Source organism: Blautia sp. OF03-13, assembly GCF_003460685.1.
Taxonomy (GTDB): Bacteria; Bacillota; Clostridia; order Lachnospirales; family Lachnospiraceae; genus Fusicatenibacter; species Fusicatenibacter saccharivorans.
The window spans coordinates 82,901-103,464 of the sequence record NZ_QTVR01000007.1; the positions used below are offsets into that span (position 1 = coordinate 82,901).

Below are 20,564 nucleotides of genomic sequence, written 5' to 3' on the forward strand. Positions count from 1 at the left end.
CGGAGTGGAAATCTTAACCGCAAAGGAAAAGCCTCTGAAAAAGAACATCTTCCCGAAAAAAAGAAAATCTACAACAGGGAAATGGAAGAGAAACGATCTTTGAAATATCAAACGAAAGCGAAAACAAAGATCACAGATCGGTAAAGAAAGAAAACCAGTGAAAATCCTTGAAAGTAGAGAAAAAACTGAATATGGAAAATAAAGAAAAAGCGGTCGCTGTATCAGAAAAAATGATTGGTATGGCGATCGCTTTTTGTGTTGTGTAATTCGTCCGCCGGGCATGTTTTTCTTGACAGATGCGGCGGAAATGGTGCATACTTCTTAAAGCATAACAGCGGAGAAATCCGTGTATCGAAAATGAGAAGTCAGGACAGGAGAAGAAAGTGGCTGGATTGTGCAGAGAAGATATTTTAATGGAAGATAACGATATTCTTGTTGTTCACAAGCACGCGGGCATGGCAGTGCAGAATGCGCGGATGGGACAGATGGATCTGGAGCATGCGCTGCTGAATTATTTGGCGAAGCAGGCAAGGGCGGAAACACCGGGTCAGGCGCGGACTCAGATTCCATATCTGGCGGTCGTTCACCGGCTCGATCAGCCGGTTGAGGGCGTGCTGGTGTTTGCGAAAAACAAAGACGCCGCAGGAAAACTGGGACGGCAGGTGAAGGACGGGACAATGAAGAAAGAGTATCTCGCCGTCTGTGAGGGAAAAATCGAAAAACAGGGCGTACAGAAGTTTGAGGATTTCCTTGTAAAAGACGGACGGAGCAACACATCCCGCGTCGTACAGCCAGGCACCGCCGGAGCGAAAAAAGCGGTGCTGGAATATGAAGTGATAAGGACACAGGAGAACCGAACCCTGGTGCAGATCCACCTCGGAACGGGCCGCCACCACCAGATCCGCGTCCAGTTTTCCCATGCGGGATATCCGCTGGCGGGGGATGCAAAATATGGGGCGAAAGAGAAAGGATCTCTGGCGCTGTGCGCGCATCATCTCGAGCTGAAGCATCCGCGGACAGGCAAACGGCTTTCGTTTACCGTAAAACCAGAAGGTGAAATCTTCCACAGCTTTGTGTAACTATTCAGAGCTATGTGAAATTGCAAAAAAGTTCAGAAAATCATAAGAAAACAGGACTGGACTATTTTTACGGTTTGTGTATAATAGAGAAAGGTTATGTAACAAAACTGTAAAAAGTAATGGAAAATGATTCATCAGGCAAAGCAGAAAGGGAGAATTATGAAACGCAGAATGATTGCAGTACTGCTTTCCGGAATCCTGCTGTGCTCGGCAGCTGGATGCGGAAAAGAAGCAGTGACAGACAAGAGCACCGCAGCATCGTCGTCTCAGGAAGTGACGGAAACTCCGGCGGCAGAAGAAAGCCGGAGGCCTCATCGTCCAGCGCAGATTCTACAGCAGAGTCAGCCAGTGCATCCACATCTTCTGAAAGCTCTGGAGATGAAGGAAAAGAAGCAGACAAAAAACGAATAGAAATCACCGTTCCGCACAAGGACGGCATGGAAGCATTGTATGACACCGTGGATGGACTTACCGTTGAAAAAGGCTCTTACATCGCCGTGGTTGCAAAAGACTTAAGTGCCGGTTTCTGGAAAGCCGTAAAAGCCGGTGCACAGCAGGCACTTGACGATCTGAACGCCTCGCTTGGCTACAACGGAAACGACAAAGTTTATATGACATTTGAAGGCCCGGAAAATGAAAGTGACACCAACTCTCAGATCAATATCATCGACTCTGTCATTTCGGAAAATCCGGACGCGCTGATCCTTGGCATCATTGACCAGCAGTCGGGACAGGCACAGATGGAAGAGGCTTCCGACAGCCAGATTCCAGTCGTCATCGCGGATTCCGGTATCGAGAGTGATCTGATCACCTCGACATGTGCGACTGATCACGCAGCGGCAGCAAAGCTTGCGGCAGATCATCTCTGCGAGGCCATCGGCAACAGCGGAGAGGTTGCGATTGTTGCACATCAGTACAACACCGAGAGCAGCGTAGAGCGCGTGGAAGCATTTAAAAAAGAGATCGAAGAAAAATATACCGACGTGAAAGTGGTTCAGGTGAATTACGGAGATGGAGAAGAATCCATCGCGGACATGCTGAAAAATACACTTGAAACCTACCCGGCTCTGAAGGGCATCTTCTGTACGAACGAAGACATGGCAGACCAGACGCTGGATGCGCTGGCGGATATGGAAAATACTGAGCAGATTCAGATTGTCGGTTTTGATTCCGGTGAAAAACAGCAGAAAGCGATCCAGGAGGGACGCGAGTACGGTACCGTAACGCAGAATCCGTACGGTCTTGGCTATGCGGCAATCGTGGCGGCCGTCCGCGCGATTCAGGGACTTCCGGTAGATCAGAAGATCGATACGGGATATCAGTGGATCGACAAAGACACGATCGATCTGGAGACAAATCAGAAGTATCTTTATAACTGAAAATCAGGATAAAAAATGAACCCGGCAGACAAGGGAATGTTCCTTTGCCTGCCGGGTTTTCTGCGCTGCAGTGCGGATTACGAGTTCTGATCGTCTTCGTAAATTCTCTGTACCTCTTCGGAAATCTGCTGCCGGATCGCGGAGAGATCGACATCCGGGATGCCGTCCTCGGTGATCTGCGGTTTGGAAGGAGAGGTATACGGCTTCGTGTCGCCCATGGAAGCTTTTGGGGATGTTTCTTCTTCGTCAAACTCCTCCGGAGCGGCCGGTTTTGCGGATGGCCGGCGGCGGATGATTTTCGGAAGATCTTTCTCATCGTCGTCATCGTCAGGTTCTTCCGGAACAAAACGGAAATCGTACATGGTGTTCTGCGAAACACGGGTACGGTTCGACGGTTTCTGATAGCTGCGGTACGGATCTCTTGCGTTGCCGGAAGAAGAGGAAGAGGAGCCGCGGCGTTTCTTTTTCTTCTTTCTGGATGGAAGAGGATCGAAACCGGATCTGCGCTTCCGTCTGGCGCGCGCTTTTGCACGGTGTTCGCGTTCTTCTTCGTCGTCATCCTCCCAGTAGTCCGCCTCTTTCCACGGTTTAAACTGGAAGAGCATGCCTGCTGCGGCGAGAATGGCAGAGACAATCCAGAACATCATGTTCAGATCGAGGTCCTTGAAGAAATATGCCATGCGGATCGTCGTGAGGGCGCCGCAGATGGAGGTGACCAGGATTACGGAAATGCGTTCGAACGGAACGCAGATCAGGCTGATCACGAAAGCGACGAGGGCGACGAGTCCATAACCTGTGATATCGTTTGGATTAACGAGATGCCAGAGGCAAAAGCCGACGAGCCCGCAGATCAGAAGAAAAAGTCCGATCCGGTAGAGGACGAAGGCAATGATTGCGGTCAGAAGACCGGTGCCGACGGCAAGCGCCAGGGTGATCGTCGTGGTCTGATTCGTGTAGGTACCCGCTGCATAACCAGCGGCCGCGCCGAGAAAAAATCCGGGAATGACGCTCCAGAGTTTGCGGAGCGCATAGCCGAAGAAACAGTTCAGCAGGGCAAAAACAATCACAATCAGAAGAAGCTGCTGCTGGTAAACACCCATGACGTCCCGGACTTTATCGAGACCGCCAAGCAGCGTGTTGATGTTAAAAGCTTGCATATTCAGATTCATGATATTCACTCCTATATGATGTATCGGAAAAATAGATACAGGTTGTATTTTAGTACGGAACGGCGGTTTTGGCAAGTGAAATTGTGTTTGAGATCTGGAAAACGGCAGAATGGCGGCGGTGTGCATATGGTATAAGGAAGAGCAAAAAGGAAATAAAACAGGCATGAATCAGGATAGAGTGTATGAAAATAGAAGAAATTCCTATCAGGGAAATCCGATGGAGCGGCCGGAGCCGTTTTTTGCGGCACAGCCCTTATGGGGAAGAAGTATGGAGGAGCAGCAGGAAGCGCGGGAACGGCAGCGGATGCAGTCGTATTATTCCCGGACGGCATCTGATCTGCAGAGGCTGGTGGAGGCAGAGTGTGACCGCATGGATTACCGCGGCAGCATGATGTACGACGAATTCCCGGACCGGCTCATGATGGAGCACACCTGCCGGAATATCGCACGTCAGTACAGCAGGGAAAACGGCGGGAAGGATGAGAAAACGGCAGAAGAGGAACTGCTCGATTTAATCGGCGTTCTTTTTTATAATGAAATGTTCCGGAGGCGGAGCAGGAGGAAACATTATTACAATCTGTGGCTTTAAACCGCGCCATAAAGTAATAAGAGGGTAACACATTTTTAATAATTTTTTTGTTGTGGTTTTGCGGAAAACAGATTACAATATTAGCGGGGTTGTAAGGGGCTTTATTACACATGTTTACAAACGATTCAGGAAGTTTGGAGAGTATAAATGGAATTACAGAAATTATTACAGGATGAAATCCGGGAAGGGCTGTACCGTATCACGATCAGCGGTCCAAGAGGGGACAGTGAAGTGTCCAAAGTGAGAATACGCCCGGTTGAAATAAAAGGAAAACTGCTCTTTCAGTGCCAGGAGACCGTCGGCACGAAGGAGTTTCATAAAAATATGACAAAAGACGATGTGATCACCCGGATCAGCGACTGGATGAACGGAACCTTCAAGCAGATGCAGCTCGAATCCGACACCTGCACAGCATCCGTTCTGGTCAGCAAAAAGGGAACGATGACGATCAAAAAGAAACCGCATATGAAAGGAACCGGCAAACCCGTCAATCTGGCGCACAACCGGAAGAAACGGTATATTCTGGAAGAAGGAATCCCGGTTCCTTTTTTACAGGATCTTGGTGTTATGACAAAAGAAGGCAAAATCGTGCGGACCCGCTACGACAAGTTCCGCCAGATCAACCGCTTTCTGGAGTTCATCGAAGATATCCTGCCGCAGCTCCCATCGGACCGCGAGATCACGATTCTCGATTTCGGCTGCGGAAAATCGTATCTGACGTTTGCGATGTATTATTACTTCCGCGAACTGAAAAAACTGGATGTCAATATCATCGGACTTGACTTGAAAGAGGATGTCATCGCAATCTGCAACGGACTGGCGGAGAAATACGGCTATGAAAAGCTGCATTTCTATCAGGGTGACATCGCTTCTTATACCGGCCGCGACGAGGTCGATATGGTGGTGACGCTGCACGCGTTCGACACGGCGACTGACTATGCGCTGGAAAAGGCCGTCAAATGGAATGCAAAAGTTATTCTTTCCGTTCCGTGCTGCCAGCATGAGCTGAACCGCCAGATTGCAAACAAAGAACTGTATCCGATCATGGATTACGGCATCTTAAAAGAGCGCATGGCGGCGCTTCTGACCGACGGAATCCGGGCAAAGCTTCTGGAGAATGCAGGCTATGAGACACAGATTCTCGAATTCATCGACATGGAGCACACGCCGAAGAACCTTCTGATCCGCGCGGTAAAACGCCAGGAAGGCTCGAAAAAACTGCCGGAAGAACTGAAAGTGTGCATGGAAGCGTACCATGTGAAGCCGACACTGGCAGACCTCCTCACAGAAAAGGAGGAGCCGTGATGAATAAAAGAGCAGCAAGGATTCTGATCCTTTTTCTTGTTTTTGCCGCATCAGTCGGTGTGTTCACACACCTGATGAGCCACGAGACGACGGAGAATGCGACCGATCTGGACGCAGCGAGTCTTCCGGTGCTGTACATGAAGACCGCGGACACGACAGTGAACCGCATGTACGGATACCGCCAGGAGATGAACGGCGTAACGACAAGAGAAAACCTGACACCGCTGCCGATGGACCGTTCGCTTACGCTTGAAATTGATGCGAAGGGACAGAAAATTAAAAACGTGACCTATACGGTGGAAAGCACAGACGGCGGAGCGCTGATTGAAAACTCGGTGCTGAAATCGTTTGACGAGGACGGAAGCTATCTGAAAGCAGACTTCCAGTTAGAGACCGCGATTCTGATGAATCAGGAATATACGCTGAAGCTCGAGGTTGCCTACGGAAACGGCCAGTCTGCCTGGTATTACACCCGCATTGTACAGCGCAACGGCGTGGAGGTCGGCGATTATCTGGCCTACACGCAGATGTTTGCGCAGACATGCCTGGATAAAACGCAGGCGGAAGCGCTCGTTCCGCAGCTTGAGCCGGATGAGACGGGGGATAATTCTTCGTTCCTCAATGTCAACATTCATTCCAGCCTCGACCAGATTTCCTGGGGAAGCCTCGCACCGACGATCGTACAGCAGCCGGTGCAGCAGATCAAAGAAGCGAATGAGACGACGACCAGCATCAAACAGGAGTACATGATCAGTGCGCAGGATGAGAACGGACAGACGGAGTATTATACCGTAAGCGAGTTCTACCGGATGCGAGAGTCCGACGGAGAGATTATTCTGCTGGACTTCGAGCGGAGCGCACAGCAGATCTTTGATCCGGAGCTTGGTGTTCTGACGAAATCCGGCATTAACCTCGGTGTGACCGGCGAGGATACCAAGTATGTGACGAATACGGCAGGTGATATTGTCGCATTTGTAGTAAACGGTGATCTCTGGTGCTACAACCGCAGCGCCAACAAGACGATCCGCGTTTTCAGCTTCCGTGAGAACGGCAGCATGGATGACCGGGAACAGCACGGAGAGCATGATGTCAACATTGTACGTGTGGATGATGCGGGCGATGTGACGTTTGTTGTTTATGGCTATATGAACCGCGGAAACCACGAGGGTGAAGTGGGAGCAGCCGTTTACTATTATCGCGCCGAGCGGAATGTGGCAACCGAGGAGATTTTCGTTCCGGCGGATATTTCCTACGAGATGCTGAAAAAACAGCTCGACCGCCTCTCCTACGTCAACAAGCAGAGAGAGATGTATCTCTATCTGAATGAGAACCTGTGTAAGGTAGATATTGAAACCGGCACGACGACGGTGGTCCGGGAAAGTATCCCGGAGGACTGCTTTGTAGTATCGGAAAGCCAGGAGAGCATCGCGTGGATGGATGCGGACAATGCAAGCAGTGCGATGAACATCACCGTGATGAACCTGGAGAGCGGGGAAACGCAGCGCTTTGCGGCGGATGACGGACAGAAGATCCGGGCACTTGGCTTTATCAATGAAGACTTTGTCTATGGTATGGCAAACGACAGCGATATTTTAAAAGATATTTCCGGCAATGAAGTTTTCGCTATGCATACGGTGCGGATTGTCAGCATCGACGGAATCGTGAAAAAAGAGTATCACCAGGACGGCTATTATGTGACAGGCGTGTCGATTTCGGACGGCCTTCTGGAGCTGGATCGCGTGGTACGCCAGGAAAACGGCTATGCGGATGCGCCGGAGGATCACATCATGAACGGCGAGCAGCAGAGCCAGGAACTGGTGACGGGCCGCCTGGCAACGGTGGACGACAGAAGAGAGCAGCAGTTCCTTCTGGAATTCTCGACGAGCGGCAAACCACAGTCGCTTCTGACACTGACACCGAAATATATCTATTCAACCTTACGGACCGATCTTACGATGTCGTACGACACGGGCAGCGCAGATCTTTACTATGTATATGGAAAAGGAAAACTGATCGCTATTTTAAGCTCCCCGGCCGAGGCCGTACAGCTTGCCGATGAGAATGTCGGCGTTGTGCTGAACAGCAGCCAGTCCTATGTGTGGGAGCGCGGAAACCGCCAGCAGGGCATGCGCCTCGACGAGACAACGATGCCGTCGGGATTCCAGAGTGCATCTCTGGACGAAAACGTGCTGAAGGAGTCACTCGGTGATGATTACGAACTGCTGAACCTGACGGGCTGCACAAGAGAAGAAATTCTCTACATGATCAGCAGCGGCTACGGCGTTGTTGTAAAGACCGGCGCGAACGAGAGTCTGCTTCTGACCGGATACGATATTTTTGGAAATTCCTGGCTGTATAACCCGGCAACGGGCGAGACAACTGCACTTTCTGACGATGACAGCGATGCATTGTTCGCACAGAACGGCAATGTCTTCATCAGTTATATTAAAAAAGTAAAGATCGAGTGATTTGCGGGGTTTTCTAATGACGCAAAAAGTGCTAGAATAAAGAAAGCACTATGAATATTTAGGGAGAAAAAAGACAATGAAACTTACAACCATCCGAGAGATTTATAAAAACCGGGAAGCATACCTGGACAAAGAAGTAACCGTAGGCGGCTGGGTGCGCAGCGTACGTGATTCCAAAACCTTTGGTTTCATCGTTCTGCACGACGGAAGCTATTTCGAAACCCTGCAGATCGTATACCACGATGAGATGGAAACTTCGCTGAGATTTCCAAAATGAACGTCGGCGCAGCATCATCGTAAAAGGTACCCTCGTTGCTACCCCGCAGGCAAAACAGCCGTTTGAGATTCAGGCGGCAGAAGTTACCGTAGAGGGCGTTTCCGCACCGGATTACCCGCTGCAGAAAAAACGCCACTCCATGGAATACCTTCGTACCATTTCCCATCTGCGTCCGAGAACCAACACCTTCCAGGCAGTATTCCGTGTTCGTTCCCTCTGCGCCTATGCGATCCATCAGTTCTTCCAGGAGAGAGACTTCGTTTATGTCAACACCCCGCTGATCACCGGAAGCGACTGCGAGGGAGCCGGCGAGATGTTCCAGGTAACCACCATGGATCTTGACAATATTCCGAAAACCGAGGACGGCGCTGTTGATTTCACACAGGACTTCTTCGGAAAGAAGACAAGCCTTACCGTAAGCGGACAGTTAAACGGCGAGACCTTTGCACAGGCATTCCGCAATATCTACACCTTCGGACCGACCTTCCGTGCAGAAAATTCCAACACCACCCGCCATGCAGCAGAGTTCTGGATGATCGAGCCGGAAATCGCTTTCGCTGATCTGGAGGACGATATGGAGCTTGCTGAGGCAATGCTGAAATATGTCATCCGCTACGTTATGGAGCATGCACCGGAAGAAATGCAGTTCTTCAACAGTTTCGTGGACAAGGGACTGATCGAGCGTCTGAACCATGTCGTAAATTCTGAGTTCGGCCGTGTAACCTACACCGAGGCTATCGAGCTTCTGGAGAAAAACAACGACAAATTCGATTACAAAGTATACTGGGGATGCGATCTGCAGACCGAGCATGAGCGTTATCTGACCGAGCAGATCTTCAAGAGACCGGTTTTCGTTACCGATTATCCGAAGGAGATCAAAGCGTTCTACATGAAGCTGAACGATGACAACAAGACCGTTGCCGCTATGGACTGTCTGGTTCCTGGCATCGGAGAGATCATCGGCGGAAGCCAGCGTGAGGACGACTACGAGAAACTGCTTGGCCGTATGAAAGAGCTGGGACTTGCTGAGGAAGATTACGGATTCTATCTGGACCTCAGAAAATATGGTTCTACCCACCATGCAGGATTCGGACTGGGATTTGAAAGATGCGTCATGTATCTGACCGGAATGGGCAATATCCGCGACGTCATCCCGTTCCCGAGAACAGTAAACAACTGCGAGCTGTAATTACGAAAAGTGATATAGAAACTTAAAAAATACGGATGCCGGGTGCAGTGGAATCCAATGTGGATTTGGTGCACCTGACGTCCGTATTGTAGTAATAGAGAAAATGAATCCAGAAAGGGGTATGTGCCTATGCGGTTTATTCATATTGCGGACGTGCATCTCGGCATGCAGCCGGATGCGGGATTTCCCTGGAGCGAGGAGCGCGGGGAATCCATCTGGGAGAGTTTTCGGCGGATCATCCGCCTCGTCGGACGGGAAAAGCCGGATTTTCTGCTGATTGCCGGGGATCTGTTTCAGCGTCAGCCGCTTCTGCGGGAACTGAAAGAGGTCAACGATCTTTTTGCGTCCATCCCGGAGACGATCGTCGTGCTGATTGCCGGAAACCACGATTATGTGAAGCGGGAGAGCTTTTACCGCGGTTTCGACTGGGCAGACAACGTGGTAATGCTCCTGTCACCGGAGCCGGAGTGTGTTGAAGTCCCGGAGAAGAAGACGGCGGTGTACGGATGCAGTTACGACAAAAAAGAGATCCTGGAAAACCGGCTGGACGGCGTGCGGCCGGAGGGAAAAATGAAATATCATCTGCTGCTCGCGCACGGCGGCGATGCCCGCCACATGCCGTGGAATCCGGGCCGCATGGCGCAGGCTGGGTTTGATTATATTGCGTGCGGGCACATTCATAAGCCGGGGATTCTTATTCCCGACAAAATGGCATACGCAGGCGCACTCGAACCGACGGATGAGACGCAGTTGGGGCCGCACGGCTACATCCGCGGAACGGTGGACGAGCACGGCACGCGGATTCAGTTTGTGCCGTTTGCCAGATATGAGTACGAAGATCTGGAGTTGAACGTGACGGAGGATCTGACACAGTATGCGCTGGAGACGAAGCTGAAACAGGAGCTGGCGCTGCGGGAGGATGGGAAGATCCGAAAAATCATCCGCCTGAAACTTGTGGGATACCGTGCCGCCGAGCTGGAATTTTCTCCGAAACGGCTGCTGGACTGCGGCAGAGTCATCTCCGTGGAGGATGAAACACGTCCGGCGTACGATCTGGGACAGCTGAAGAAAACGTATGGCGCTAGTCTGATCAGCGCCTATATTGAAGCATTTGAAACAAAGACGGATGCGCAGTCACAGAAGGCGCTCGACTATGGTCTCGAGGCGCTGCTGGCGGCACGCAGGAACGGCTGAAAAAAAGATTGCGGGAGGCGTAGAAGATGAAAATAGAAAAACTGGAAATCCGCAATTTTGGAAAAATGCAGAACCGCACACTGGAATTTTCCGATGGGATTCAGCTCATCAGCGGGGAAAATGAGAGCGGAAAATCGACCGTCCATACCTTCATCCGCAGCATGCTGTTCGGCATGACACGCGGCCGGGGGCGGGCGGCAAAAAATGATGTCTACAGTCGTTATGAGCCATGGGAAAATCCGGCATACTATGCGGGAGAGATGGTGCTTGAAAGCGGCGGCAAACGGTTCCGCCTGACACGGAATTTCGGGCGGCAGAACGCCAATGCAAAGCTGGTGTGCCTGACGGACGGCGAGGTGCTCTCCGTGGAGGACGGCGATCTTTCCATGCTGCTCGGCGGTGTCAGTGAGATTGTGTATGATAATACGGCTTCGATCGGGCAGTTAAAAGGTAGAACCGAGGAAGGGCTTGCGGATGAGCTGCGGAACTATATGGCAAATTACCAGGGGAGCAGCGATGGAGAGCTCGATGTGGCGGCGGCGCTGGATCTGCTGAAGCAGAAGAGAAAGCGCCTGGAGCAGGAACAGAAAAAGACGCTGGCGGGACTGGAAAAACGGAAGGAAGAACTTGAGACGAAAATTTCCGTTTTTACGGAGGAGTGCCGTCAGAGCGAGGAGAATCTGCAGCAGGCGAAAGAGCAGATGAAACGGGATATTTATCAGAAGGATGTGCCGATCGAACGGGTGCGGAAGATGAAAAAAGAATCTCGGAAGAGCCGCAAATGGGGTGCCGCGTGCGTGGCGCTGGCTGGATTTCTCTTGTTCTTATGCATTCTGCAGTTCTTCCATATTGATTCGCTGCTGACGAGAACGGGACTCGGGCTTGCGATTGCGGCGCTCTTGTATCTGGCGTACAGTCTGTTCCGTCACCGGAAAACGGAGGTCGAGCAGGTCGTGACGGAGCCGGAGGAGCAGGCGATCCGCCGCCAGCAGTGGAATGTGGACCGCCTGAAGCAGGAGCTGGGGCAGAAACAGACGGTGCTGTCAAACTTGCAGAGTGAATACGAAGAGCTCTGCATTTCCATGACGGAAAAAGATCATCTGCAGGAAGAACTTGATGCGCTTTCCCTGGCGGGGGAGACGATCCAGAGTCTCTCCGTACAGATGCAGAGCCGGATCGGCGACCGTTTAAAACAGCAGATGTCAAAAACGCTGTCATCGTTGACGAATGGTCGCTATCTGCAGGTGAATATGGATGAGAATCTGCGGATCGGCCTTCACACCGCAGACGAATATGTGCCGCTTGAACAGGTCAGCCGCGGCACGATCGAGCAGGCGTACTTTGCGCTCCGCATGGCGGCGATGGATGTGCTCTGCGGCGAGGAGGAGCTGCCGGTGATTCTCGATGAATCGTTTGCGTTTTACGATGAAAACCGGCTGAAAGAAACTTTGAAATGGCTGGCGGAAAACCGGACGCAGGTGCTGCTCTTTACGTGTCAGAAGCGGGAGGAGGAAGCACTCTCGGAGATGGGAATTCCGTACCGGAAAATTGTGCTTTAAGTAATGCGGCTCGCAGAGAATCGGTGAGTTGTGGTTTGGAAATAAAGGAGAATAGAAGTTATGCTGACAATAGGATGTCATTTATCATCGTCCAAAGGATATCTTGCCATGGGAAAAGAGGCGGTGTCCATCGGGGCGAATACCTTTCAGTTTTTTACAAGAAACCCGAGAGGAAGCAAGGCGAAAGCCATCGACGAGGCGGATGTCGCAGCGTTTCTTTCTTACAGTAAGGAGCATGGAATCGAGCGCATTTTGGCACATGCGCCGTACACGCTGAATCCGTGCTCGAAGGATGCGCACACGAGAGAGTTTGCATGGATGACGATGGCGGATGATCTGAAACGGATGGAGTATACGCCGGGAAACTGCTACAATTTCCACCCGGGCAGCCATACCGGACAGGGGGCGGAAGAGGGAATCCGTCTGATTTCGGAGATGCTGAATGAAATTTTAAAACCGGAGCAGACGACCACGGTGCTGCTCGAGACGATGGCAGGAAAAGGAACCGAAGTCGGCCGCTCGTTTGAGGAGCTGGCGGCGATTCTGGAGCGCGTGGAATTAAAAGACCACATGGGTGTCTGCCTGGATACGTGCCATGTGTACGATGCGGGATACGATATTGTGGATCACCTCGATGATGTGCTTGAGGGGTTCGACCGCGTGGTAGGACTTTCGAAGCTGAAAGCGGTTCATCTGAACGACAGCAAGAATCCGTTTGAGAGCCATAAGGACCGCCATGAGAAGATCGGCGAGGGATCGCTGGGGCTTGCGGCATTTGAGCGGATTGTGACACATCCGGCGCTGGCGGGACTGCCGTTCTATCTGGAAACACCGAATGAGCTGGACGGATATGCAAAAGAGATCGCGCTGCTGCGCGGGTTTGCGAAATAGAGGAAGAAGGTAAGAGAAAGTGGAAAACACGAGAGAGAAGAATAAAAGAGCTGACGGAAGAAAAAAGACGTATTTCGACAGGGAAAATAAAAAGAAAGCCGTTCGTACAGAGAAAACAAAGAGCGTGGCACCGGAAAAAGGAAAGCAGAAAAAGAGTTCATCATCGTCGAAATGTCCTTATCAGAAAAAATGCGGCGGATGCACATATCTGAACCTCTCCTACGAAGAGCAGCTCGCGAAAAAAGAGCAGTTCTTGAAGAAGTCTCTGAAGGGCATCGTCCCGGTCAAAGGCATGGTTGGCATGGAAAATCCTTATCATTACCGGAATAAAGTCAATTCCGCCTTTGCACGCAAAAAAGACGGAACGATCATATCCGGCATTTATGAAAAGGGCACACACAAAGTGGTCCCGGTCGATGAGTGTCTGCTCGAGGATCAGCGTGCCGATGCCATCATCCGCGATATCCGCGGTCTGCTGAAGAGCTTCAAAATCATGATCTACAACGAGGACAGCGGCTACGGCCTCCTGCGCCACGTCATGGTGCGCACCGGCTTTGCTTCCGGCGAGATCATGGTCGTCCTCGTCTGCGTATCACCAGTCTTCCCGTCAAAAAACAACTTCGTAAAGGCCCTGCGCAAACTCCACCCGGAGATCACCACGATCGTACTGAACGTCAACGACCGCACCGACAGCATGGTACTCGGAAAACGCGACATTGTCCTCTTCGGACGCGGTTACATCGAGGATGAACTCTGCGGCTGCACCTTCCGCATCTCCCCGCAGTCCTTCTACCAGGTCAACCCGGTTCAGACGAAAAACCTGTACGAAAAAGCCATCTCCCTGGCCGGTCTCACCGGAAACGAACGCGTCATGGACGCCTACTGCGGAATCGGAACCATCGGCCTCATCGCATCCCGCGATGCCAGAGAAGTCATCAGCGTCGAACTGAACCCGGACGCCGTCCGCGATGCCGTAACAAACGCCAAACGAAACCAAATCAAAAACGTCTCCTTCTACCAGAACGACGCCGGCGCCTTCATGGTCTCCATGGCCGAAAAAGGCGAAAAAGCCGACGTCGTCTTCATGGACCCGCCAAGAGCCGGCAGTGATGAAGCCTTTCTGTCCTCTGTCGTAACCCTTTCACCGAAAAAAGTGGTCTACGTCTCCTGCAATCCGGAGACATTGGCGAGAGACCTGCGGTATCTGACGAAACACGGATATAAGGCAGAAGAGGCATGGGGGTATGATATGTTCGCATGGTCGGAGCATGTGGAGACAGTCTGTTTACTAACGCAAAAGAAGGCTTAATACAACAGAAGAAAATAATTTCGTGAAACAGACGAAGAGGCTTGTCTGAAAAAAGAAGGAATGAAAAAACAGGAGAGGAAAAAAGAAACATGGCAGTAAATAAAAATGGAATCGTAGTATTAGGAGCAGTTTTTGTGGATATCAAAGGTTTTCCAGAGGACATCTACGTCCCGGACGGCAGAAACGCCGGCCATGTCGAATACATCCACGGCGGTGTGAGCCGAAACGTGGTGGAGGATATCGCAAACCTGGAACTGCGCCCGACATTCCTTGGAATCGCGGATAATACCGCACTCGGCGAGGATGTTGTGCGCAAACTGCAGCGCCACAAAGTCAATACCGAATACATGAAAGAAATCCCGAACGGCATGGGAACATGGCTTGCTGTCTTCGATCACAACGGTGACCTGGCGGGCTCCATTTCCCAGCGCCCGAACCTGATGCCGATTCTCGATATTCTGGAAGAAAACGGAGATGAAATTATCGAAAACTGCGATTCCATTGTGGCAGAGATCGATATGGACAAAGAGATCATCAAAAAGCTGGTACAGCTCTGTGAAAAATACGATAAAAAACTGTACGGCGTTGTCAGCAACATGAACATCGCAGTCAGCAGAAGAGATCTTCTGCAGAAATTTGACTGCCTGATCTGCAACCAGCTCGAGGCAGGCGTTCTCTTCTCCGATGATTACAGCGAAAAAACACCGGCCGAGATGGAAAAGATTCTCGCCGAGCGTCTGAAAGCGGCAAATGTTCCGGCCATGGTCGTAACAATGGGCGGCGACGGAGCGGTTTATGCGGAAGCAGACGGAGAGAGCGGCTTCTGCCCGGCGCAGAAAGTACAGGTAAAAGATACAACAGGAGCCGGTGATGCGTTCTGCGCAGGTGTTTCCGCCGGCCTGACCTATGGAAAAACGATTGGCAAGGCAGTTGAAATCGGTACGCGTCTTGCTGCATCCGTCATCACATCGTCGGAAAATGTCTGCCCGCGCTTCCGCCCGGAAGAGTTCGGCATCGAGGCATAGAAGGGGGCAGAAATGAAGTTACTGTACGGAACCGGCAACCCGGCAAAACTCGACGCGATGCGTCACCGCCTTGCCGGTCTTGGGATTGAGCTGATCGGGCTGAAAGATCTTGGCGGTGTTAAGCAGCCAGAGATTATCGAGGATGGAAAAACGCCGCTGGAAAATGCCAGGAAAAAGGCGGAGGCGTATTTCAACGCGCTTCATATGCCGGTGTTCTCCTGTGATTCCGGTCTGTATTTTGACAACGTGGCAGAGGACGACCAGCCCGGCGTCCATGTGCGGACCGTGAACGGAAAGTATCTGTCCGATGAAGAAATGACCGCGCATTACGCCGCCCTTGCAGAAAAGTACGGCGGCCTGACGGGACGCTACAAAAACGCAGTTTCGCTGATTCTTGATGCGGACCACCGCTATGACGCGATGGACCCGTCAATGGAGAGCGCTCCTTTCCGCATGGTCAGCACACCCCATCCGATGAGCAAAAAAGGCTTTCCGCTCGACCGTCTGTCGATCGATCTGCGGACCGGAAAATATTATTACGATCTGAATGAGCAAGAAGCCGCGCTCGATCAGCTTGCCGTGGAAGACGGTTTTCTGCAGTTTTTTGAGCGGGCAATGGAGGAATACCATAAAATGGAACGATATGAACTTCGAACCATCCGCCAGGACGAAATGGAACAGGGCGTTGCCATTGAGCTGGCGTGCTTTCCGCCGAATGAGGCGTGCTCCGAAAAGAGCATGCGCGAGCGGATGCAGTACGCGCCGGAGCTGTTTCTGGCGGCAGTAGACAAAGAAACCGGAAAAATCGCCGGAACGCTGAACGGACTTGCAACAAACGAGACAAAATTCCGTGATGCCTTTTTCGATGAAATCAGTCTGTACGACCCGAAGGGAGAAAACGTCATGCTGCTGGGTCTCAGTGTCCTGCCGGAATACCGCGGCCAGGGAATCGCCCGCGCGCTGATGGAAGAGTACAGCCGCCGGGAACAGAAAAACGGAAGAAAACAGCTCATTCTGACCTGCCTGCAGGATAAGGTGGAGATGTACAAAAAGATGAATTTCCGCGACGAGGGAATCTCCGCATCCACCTGGGGCGGCGAGGAATGGCATGATATGACGAGAAAATTAAACGATTAAGAAAATTTGCAGAGAAAATCTCTTGTGTTAAAGTTTGCTGTAAGCGTTATAATAAAGAAAATCAAGCAAAACAGGAGGAACAACCATGAGCAGAATAAATTTTGGAGCAAAACCAAACATGTATCCACTTCCGGTTCTGATTATTGCAACATACGACAAAGATGGCAACCCGGATGCCATGAATGCTGCATGGGGTGTAGTCACAGATTTCAATGAGATCTCCATCAGCATGGGCGACCACAAGACAACAGACAACCTTGCCGCAACCGGTGCCTTCACCGTCAGCATGGCAACCGAGGATACTGTTGTTGGCTGCGATTACGTCGGCATCGAGTCCGGCAGAAAAGTTCCAGATAAATTTGCACGCGCCGGTTTCCATGCAACGAAGAGCGAATTCGTCAACGCGCCGCTGATCGACGAGCTTCCGATGGCACTGGAGTGCAAAGTGAAAAGCTTTGACAACGGCATTCTGGTCGGCGAGATCGTGAACGTCTGCGCAGACGAGAGCGTTCTGACCGACGGAAAGATCGACCCGAAAAAACTGAAACCAATCGCCTTCGACCCGGTCAACAACACCTATCTCGCCATGGGCGACAAAGTCGGCGACGCATTCGGTTCCGGAAAAGCCCTGAAATAAACACAGATGATGACATGACAGCGAATATGTAAAAATTTTATATATTCCCCTTGACAAACCGCCTCCATAGTCTTATGATATGTATAAATTATATATATATAAATATTTTACATATCAGAAACTAACGGAGGTGGTTTTTTATGTATTTTCCGGTATCAGCACTGCTGATCGAATTTATGATCCTGTCGATTGTGAATCGGGAAGATTCTTATGGATATGAAATCAGCCAGACGATCAAACTGGTTGCAGACATCAAAGAGTCGACACTGTACCCGATCCTGAAAAAACTGGAAAAGGCGGGCTACGTGACGACGTATTCCGCAGAGTACCAGGGCAGAAAACGGAAGTATTATTCGATCACAGAAGCAGGAAAAACACAGATGGCGTACCTGCAGGGCGAATGGAAGTCCTATCGTGACACCATTGACAACATCATCGAGTGGAGGAAAAAAGAATGACGAGTGGGGAATATCTGAAACAATTGGAAAAGTATCTGAGGAAGCTTCCGCAGAGCGACTATGAAGATGCGATGGAATACTTCACCGAGTATTTTGCAGATGCCGGTCCGGAAAATGAGCAGGCCGTGATCAAAGAACTCGGAACACCGAAACAGGCAGCCGCCGAGCTGATGCGGAATCTTCTGGACAAAAAAGTAGATGAACGCGAGGCAATGGAAAAGGAAGAAAAACAGAAAGAGAAGAAAAAAACGACAGGCGCCAACGTCGTCTGGATCGCGATTCTCGCCCTGTTTGCAGCCCCGATCGGAGCCCCGATTCTGATCAGCATTCTCATCGTTCTGCTCTGCGCGGCCCTCTGTGCGGCACTGCTTGATATGAGCGTCTTTCTGATTGCAGTTGTCGGCGTGGCCGCCGGAATTAAGATGCTGCTGCGCGGCATTCTGGCAGTCTCGGTTTCCTTCGGCGGATTCTGCTTTATTACCGGAATGGGCGTTTTCATGCTGGGAATCAGTATTCTGTGCGCGGTGTTCGGCGTATACTTTGCAAAATGGATGGGACGGCTGTTCGTGTGGTGTACACGTAAGGTAACGAAAAAAGGAGGAAGCAGATCATGAAAAAATGGACAAAAACAGCATTACTGACAGGATGTGCCTGCTGTATTGCCGGTGCAGTGCTGATGTTCAGCGGATGGGCAAGCGGCGGAAAAGCATACGCGGAAACGTATGATCTGAATGCGATGAGCGGTTCTGCGAAGAAGGAAGACGGCATTTCCACACAGGAAAAGATAAAACTTGATGATTTTGATGAACTGCAGGCAGACCTTACGATCGGCGACCTGAACATCCTTCCGTCCGGTGACGATTCCTGTTATCTCGCCTGGCGGATTCCGTCGAAAAAAGGAGAGACTGCAGTGGAATATCGCGTGCGGGACGGTGTTCTGAGCATCGAAGAGACAAGCGCAGTGTCCGATACGATTTACATTAATATTGACTTTACGGAAGAAATCTTAAGTGGCGGTAAACAGTCGGAAACAGGAGTGATTCTGTATGTACCGGAAAAGAAGGTACTGAAAAAAATAGAGGTAACGATGGGATTCGGTGATGTGCAGATGAATGGCATCCAGGCGGAAAGCGGAAGACTGCAAAATGCGGATGGAGATATCACACTTTTCGGATGTGACATGCAGAATATCAAATGCAAAGCAGATTACGGTGATGTGGAACTGAAGAGTGGAACGTGGGAGAATGGGTCGATCACGCTGGAGGATGGCGATGCGAAAATCCAAAATACGAAGCTTTCCGGAGACGTGTCGGTGGAAAACTCCTACGGCGATATTGAACTTGAACTGGGTAAAAAAGATCTGGAACGGCTGGAAATTACGGCAAAGACAGATTTTGGGGAGATCGATGTACCGGATACCATGGAGAATCTGATGCAGAAAGAGGAGGACGAGCAGAGCTTTTCTTATGTACCGGATCAGCCAGCGGGCAGAATCACACTGATGACAAAGGATGGTGATATCTCGTTGGAAAACGATTAAGCGTTTCTGAATGTTCAGGGACATATGAAATTCCAGAAAAATCGCAAAGCATGCCCGCATGAATGAGCGTTTTTGGAAAATAAGACAAAAGTGACAAAAACACAGGAGGCTGTTTGGATGGTTTCACCAGAAAAAGGGAAATGATCCAAACAGTCGCTTGTTTTTTGTACTTAAATTTTCAGCTTTTAACTTGATTTGTAGATTGCGGTGCTTTAAAATAAAAGTAATCAAGCATTGTGGAACGGGCTCCACAGACTGGCAGCGGGGGAAAAGCCGGAACGAGTCAGAGAAAACAGCCCAGTGTCAGAATAGGAGTTAGGAGAAACTATGGCAAGTATTAGAGATGTCGCGATCAAAGCGGGAGTAGGAATCGGAACGGTATCCCGTGCACTCAATGGGAGCGGGTATATTTCCGATGAAACAAAACAGAAGATCATGCAGGCAGTGGAGGAACTGAACTATAAACCAAATGAGCTTGCCCAGAACCTGTTCCGCAACAAGTCCGGTTTTATCGGAATTGTTGTTAAGAATCTTTCACATCCGTTTATGGCATCTCTGGTGAAACATGTCGAGAATAATCTGTACACCAATGGCTACAAGTGCATGCTCTGCGAGGTTGGGGACAATCCGAACCGCATCGAGGAATTTGTGGAAATGCTGCAGCGAAATGTCATGGACGGCATTATCTGCTGTGCGGATATCCCGTCTTCTGTCAGCCTGGCGGAAATTCACCGTCCGATTGTCATGATTGACCGCTACGTCACCGAAGGGATTCCGTGTATACATTCCGACCATAAGCGCGGCGGTGAGCTTGCGGCGCAGGCGCTTTTGAGCGCAGGATGTAAGAATGTGCTCTATTTTGCATCGAGTGCAACAGAGCGTGGTTGCTCCATGGATCGTTACCGACGGTTTGCGGAAGTCTGCAAACAGCATAAATGTAAAATTACAGCGATTGATGCCGGAAGCAAGATTCTGAATTTTCAGAGCGGCCCGACGATCTGGAAAAAATACATCAGCCATTTTGATGGAATTGATGGACTCTTTACAGCCGATGTCACAGCGGCAGCGTGCATGAAGATGCTGCAGAAAAAAGGGATTAAGATTCCGAAAAAACTGAAGGTGGTTGGCTACGACGGCCTGGATTTTACCCGCTTTTTGACACCGGAGCTGACGACGGTCTGTCAGAATGTGCCGGAAATCGCAAAGCGGAGCGTGGACACAATCATCCGCATGATTGACGGAAAGAAGATTGAGGAGATGGAGCAGATTGTGGATGTGACCTTCCGAAAAGGAGAAAGTACCTGAAGATAACAAAACAGGGAATTACCGAATTTTGCATCATTTTCCGGGATTGCGATA

The 20,564-nt window shown here is 50.6% G+C and carries 17 protein-coding genes and 1 pseudogene; 17 read left to right on the top strand and 1 reads right to left on the bottom strand.

Annotated features, from left to right (window positions below):
* Window positions 1-413 precede the first annotated feature (413 nt).
* Together DXA55_RS07065 and DXA55_RS07070 are read left to right on the top strand one after the other, a co-directional pair.
* Window positions 414-1,079 (top strand): RluA family pseudouridine synthase, encoded by a 666-nt coding sequence (locus DXA55_RS07065; RefSeq protein WP_055265689.1) that lies wholly within the window; start codon window positions 414-416, stop codon window positions 1,077-1,079.
* A 218-nt stretch (window positions 1,080-1,297) separates the two neighbouring features.
* On the top strand, window positions 1,298-2,458 hold the full coding sequence (locus DXA55_RS07070; RefSeq protein ID WP_158565051.1) for an ABC transporter substrate-binding protein: 1,161 nt from the start codon (window positions 1,298-1,300) through the stop codon (window positions 2,456-2,458).
* A 77-nt stretch (window positions 2,459-2,535) separates the two neighbouring features.
* Here the strand turns inward: DXA55_RS07070 and DXA55_RS07075 are convergent, their stop codons facing one another.
* The gene (locus DXA55_RS07075; RefSeq protein WP_158565052.1) at window positions 2,536-3,627 is read right to left on the bottom strand and encodes a TM7S3/TM198-like domain-containing protein; all 1,092 of its coding nucleotides are present in this window, start codon (window positions 3,625-3,627) and stop codon (window positions 2,536-2,538) included.
* Window positions 3,628-3,790: 163 nt separating this feature from the next.
* On the opposite strand from DXA55_RS07075, the gene DXA55_RS07080 reads away from it, so the two are divergent.
* The 15 genes and pseudogenes from DXA55_RS07080 (at window position 3,791) to DXA55_RS07150 (ending at window position 20,510) form a co-directional block, all read left to right on the top strand.
* Window positions 3,791-4,216 (top strand): hypothetical protein, encoded by a 426-nt coding sequence (locus DXA55_RS07080; protein WP_117762052.1) that lies wholly within the window; start codon window positions 3,791-3,793, stop codon window positions 4,214-4,216.
* A 147-nt stretch (window positions 4,217-4,363) separates the two neighbouring features.
* The gene (locus DXA55_RS07085; protein WP_117813510.1) at window positions 4,364-5,521 is read left to right on the top strand and encodes a class I SAM-dependent methyltransferase; all 1,158 of its coding nucleotides are present in this window, start codon (window positions 4,364-4,366) and stop codon (window positions 5,519-5,521) included.
* Window positions 5,521-7,989, top strand: a complete 2,469-nt coding sequence (locus DXA55_RS07090; protein WP_117813512.1) for a hypothetical protein — start codon at window positions 5,521-5,523, stop codon at window positions 7,987-7,989. Before DXA55_RS07085 ends, DXA55_RS07090 begins: the two co-directional genes overlap by 1 nt.
* Window positions 7,990-8,065: 76 nt before the next feature.
* A pseudogene (gene asnS, locus DXA55_RS07095) lies at window positions 8,066-9,455 on the top strand (asparagine--tRNA ligase).
* A gap of 129 nt (window positions 9,456-9,584) precedes the next feature.
* Window positions 9,585-10,649, top strand: a complete 1,065-nt coding sequence (locus tag DXA55_RS07100; protein WP_117813514.1) for a metallophosphoesterase family protein — start codon at window positions 9,585-9,587, stop codon at window positions 10,647-10,649.
* A gap of 26 nt (window positions 10,650-10,675) precedes the next feature.
* Window positions 10,676-12,208: an ATP-binding protein gene (locus DXA55_RS07105; protein ID WP_055226662.1), complete on the top strand. Its 1,533-nt coding sequence runs from the start codon at window positions 10,676-10,678 to the stop codon at window positions 12,206-12,208.
* 60 nt (window positions 12,209-12,268) lie between these two features.
* Window positions 12,269-13,099 carry a deoxyribonuclease IV gene (locus tag DXA55_RS07110; protein WP_117813516.1) on the top strand — a complete coding sequence of 277 codons (831 nt, stop codon included), beginning with the start codon at window positions 12,269-12,271 and terminating at the stop codon, window positions 13,097-13,099.
* Between the two features lie 19 nt (window positions 13,100-13,118).
* Window positions 13,119-14,408, top strand: a complete 1,290-nt coding sequence (gene rlmD / locus DXA55_RS07115; RefSeq protein ID WP_117813518.1) for a 23S rRNA (uracil(1939)-C(5))-methyltransferase RlmD — start codon at window positions 13,119-13,121, stop codon at window positions 14,406-14,408.
* Window positions 14,409-14,497: 89 nt separating this feature from the next.
* The gene (locus DXA55_RS07120; protein WP_117813569.1) at window positions 14,498-15,433 is read left to right on the top strand and encodes a carbohydrate kinase family protein; all 936 of its coding nucleotides are present in this window, start codon (window positions 14,498-14,500) and stop codon (window positions 15,431-15,433) included.
* A 12-nt stretch (window positions 15,434-15,445) separates the two neighbouring features.
* Window positions 15,446-16,570 (top strand): non-canonical purine NTP pyrophosphatase, encoded by a 1,125-nt coding sequence (locus DXA55_RS18550; protein ID WP_022461548.1) that lies wholly within the window; start codon window positions 15,446-15,448, stop codon window positions 16,568-16,570.
* 85 nt (window positions 16,571-16,655) lie between these two features.
* Window positions 16,656-17,207 carry a flavin reductase family protein gene (locus DXA55_RS07130; protein WP_117813520.1) on the top strand — a complete coding sequence of 184 codons (552 nt, stop codon included), beginning with the start codon at window positions 16,656-16,658 and terminating at the stop codon, window positions 17,205-17,207.
* A 140-nt stretch (window positions 17,208-17,347) separates the two neighbouring features.
* Window positions 17,348-17,665, top strand: coding sequence for a PadR family transcriptional regulator (locus DXA55_RS07135; RefSeq protein ID WP_022461550.1), 318 nt, complete (start codon window positions 17,348-17,350; stop codon window positions 17,663-17,665).
* Window positions 17,662-18,279 carry a DUF1700 domain-containing protein gene (locus tag DXA55_RS07140; protein ID WP_022461551.1) on the top strand — a complete coding sequence of 206 codons (618 nt, stop codon included), beginning with the start codon at window positions 17,662-17,664 and terminating at the stop codon, window positions 18,277-18,279. The genes DXA55_RS07135 and DXA55_RS07140 overlap by 4 nt, the downstream gene beginning before the upstream one ends.
* On the top strand, window positions 18,276-19,205 hold the full coding sequence (locus tag DXA55_RS07145; RefSeq protein ID WP_022461552.1) for a DUF4097 family beta strand repeat-containing protein: 930 nt from the start codon (window positions 18,276-18,278) through the stop codon (window positions 19,203-19,205). The genes DXA55_RS07140 and DXA55_RS07145 overlap by 4 nt, the downstream gene beginning before the upstream one ends.
* A gap of 327 nt (window positions 19,206-19,532) precedes the next feature.
* Window positions 19,533-20,510, top strand: coding sequence for a LacI family DNA-binding transcriptional regulator (locus tag DXA55_RS07150; protein WP_022461553.1), 978 nt, complete (start codon window positions 19,533-19,535; stop codon window positions 20,508-20,510).
* Window positions 20,511-20,564 lie beyond the last annotated feature (54 nt).